This window comes from Roseateles sp. P5_B10 (genome assembly GCF_056400485.1).
This window is the reverse complement of sequence record NZ_JBFULE010000769.1, coordinates 1-2,457: the sequence shown is the minus strand read 5'-3', so window position 1 is coordinate 2,457 and position 2,457 is coordinate 1. Positions and strand designations below refer to the sequence as shown.

Genomic DNA, 2,457 nt, shown 5'->3' with positions numbered 1-2,457 from the left:
CGGTGGCGCCGGCCTGAATTACGTCAGCTACGGCCTGATCGCCCGCGAGGTGGAGCGTGTCGACTCGGGCTACCGCTCGATGATGAGCGTGCAGTCGTCGCTCGTCATGGTGCCTATCAACGAGTTCGGCAACGAGGCGGCCAAGCAGAAATACCTGCCCAAGCTGGCCAGCGGCGAGTGGATCGGCTGCTTCGGCCTGACCGAGCCCAACCACGGCTCCGACCCCGGCTCCATGATCACGCGCGCCCGCAAGGTCGACGGCGGCTACGAGCTGACCGGCAGCAAGATGTGGATCACCAACAGCCCCATCGCCGACGTGTTCGTCGTCTGGGCCAAGGAAGACACGGGCAACGGCGGCGGCCAGATCCGCGGCTTCGTGCTGGAAAAGGGCGCCAAGGGCCTGAGCGCCCCGGCCATCCACGGCAAGGTGGGCCTGCGCGCTTCCATCACGGGCGAGATCGTCATGGACAGCGTGTTCTGCCCCGAGGAGAACGCCTTCCCCGAGGTTCGAGGCCTCAAGGGCCCGTTCACCTGCTTGAACTCAGCTCGCTACGGCATCGCCTGGGGTGCGCTCGGCGCGGCCGAGGACTGCTGGCATACCGCCCGCCAGTACACGATGGACCGCAAGCAGTTCGGCAAGCCGCTGGCCGCCAACCAACTGGTGCAGAAGAAGCTGGCCGACATGCAGACCGAGATCACGCTGGGCCTGCAAGGCTGCCTGCGCCTGGGCCGCATGAAGGACGAAGGCACGGCGGCGGTGGAGATCACGTCGATCATGAAGCGCAACAGCTGCGGCAAGAGCCTGGACATCGCCCGCATGGCGCGCGACATGCTCGGTGGCAACGGCATCTCCGACGAGTTCGGCATCGCGCGCCACCTCGTCAACCTGGAGGTCGTGAACACCTATGAGGGCACGCATGACATCCATGCGTTGATCCTGGGGCGGGCGATCACGGGGATTGCGGCGTTCTGAGAATTGGAAGGCTGAGGCGTCCCCGGCAGGCTGGACGACCGGCGCCAGCGCTGGCCTCACCTATCATTCTGGGCACCGCAGTTGAGGGGCCGTCAGCCGTGTTGGCTCACCGCCATATTCACCCGTCGAAAGACAACGCTGCCAGTACGCTGGYCGCGTAGCTCCTTCCTTTCGGGCAGAACTGCGCACCTCGCCATCGCAGCCCTTCGGACGAGCCCGCCGCGGTTTCCAGGATGAACGAACACAAGACAGGTTGGGGAGGAGCGCCGTGTTGACAGAGTGGCTGGACGCCGAGGGTCGTTTTTTTCATCCCGAGCCGCAAGTGCGGGTCGTGCCTCTGCCGCATGGCAGCCACTGCGTGGTGGTGGACAACGTCCTGGCCAATCCGGAGGGCGTGCGCCAATGGGCGGCCTCGCAAGCTTTCCGGCCGCCGACGCACTTTCCTTATCCGGGCTTGGTGCTCGACGCGCCAAAGGTGCTGGGCGAGCGGATGGCCGATTTCTTCGCGGAGCATGCGCGCGCGCCGCTCGGTGGTCGTCGCACGCTGCATCAGGAGGCGCGGCTGTCATTGCTGAACACGCCTCCCGAGGCGCTTGATCACCGGCTTTGGCTGTGCCACCGCGACGTTGTGCTCGTCGACCGAAGTTTGTTGTGCGCAGCCAGTGTGCTGTATTTGTTTCATGACCCCACGCTGGGGGGGACCAGCTTCTATCGCCCACTGCGAGACCCGCAAGAGATCGACCGCATGCTGGAGGACAGTTTCAAGCTGGACGGCCCGACTTTCAGTGCGCGCTACGGGTTAGAGCCGGGCTACATGAAAGGCGACAACGCGCATTTCGCGCGTGTGGCCAAAGTCCTCGCGGTCTGGAACCGCGCCATCTTCTACGACGGCTCCCTTTTTCATTCGCCTGACGTGGATCAGCCCACGCTGCTGAGCTCCGACGCGCTTCGAGGCCGCCTCACGCTGAACGGTTTTTTCACGTGCAAACGCCAGGCGGCGTGAGCGGGGGGCTTTGTCGGACTGGGCTGACGCGAGGCCGCGCTGCCCTGAGCTGGCAGGCGCGCCGCCGCTGTTCTTCAATCGGGCAGGTTCAGCGGACAGGGGACAGCCATGGCGGTGATTTCCGGGGCCTGCCTTTGCGGGCAAGTGAAGTTTTCAGTCAGCGGCGAGCCGCTTCGCACAGGCATCTGCCACTGCACTGATTGCCGGCAGGAGAGCGGCTCGGCCTTCACCTTTTTCGGGGTCTGGCCTGCGACCCGGTTCGAACGCGCAGGAGAAACCGCGCAGTTCCGCGGCCGGCATTTCTGCCCGCGCTGCGGGTCGCGGCTGTTCTCGGTCGATGACCGGGAGGCCGAGATCAAGCTTGGCGCACTGTCGCAGGCGCCGACCGCTCTTGTGCCGAGCTATGAGCTGTGGGTAAAGCGCCGCGAGCCGTGGTTGCTGCCGATCCCGGGTGCCGAACAACACGAGCAAGACCGCGAAC

The 2,457-nt window shown here is 65.4% G+C and carries 3 protein-coding genes; all 3 read left to right on the top strand.

The features are described from left to right. Positions 1 to 973, top strand: a 973-nt coding sequence (locus tag AC1DU6_RS27330) for an acyl-CoA dehydrogenase (RefSeq protein WP_477860962.1), incomplete at its 5' end; no start/stop codon positions are given. Between the two features lie 271 nt (positions 974 to 1,244). After that, positions 1,245 to 1,976, top strand: coding sequence for a DUF6445 family protein (locus AC1DU6_RS27325; protein ID WP_477860960.1), 732 nt, complete (start codon positions 1,245 to 1,247; stop codon positions 1,974 to 1,976). Positions 1,977 to 2,084: 108 nt separating this feature from the next. After that, positions 2,085 to 2,457, top strand: a 373-nt coding sequence (locus AC1DU6_RS27320; protein ID WP_477860959.1) for a GFA family protein, incomplete at its 3' end; no start/stop codon positions are given.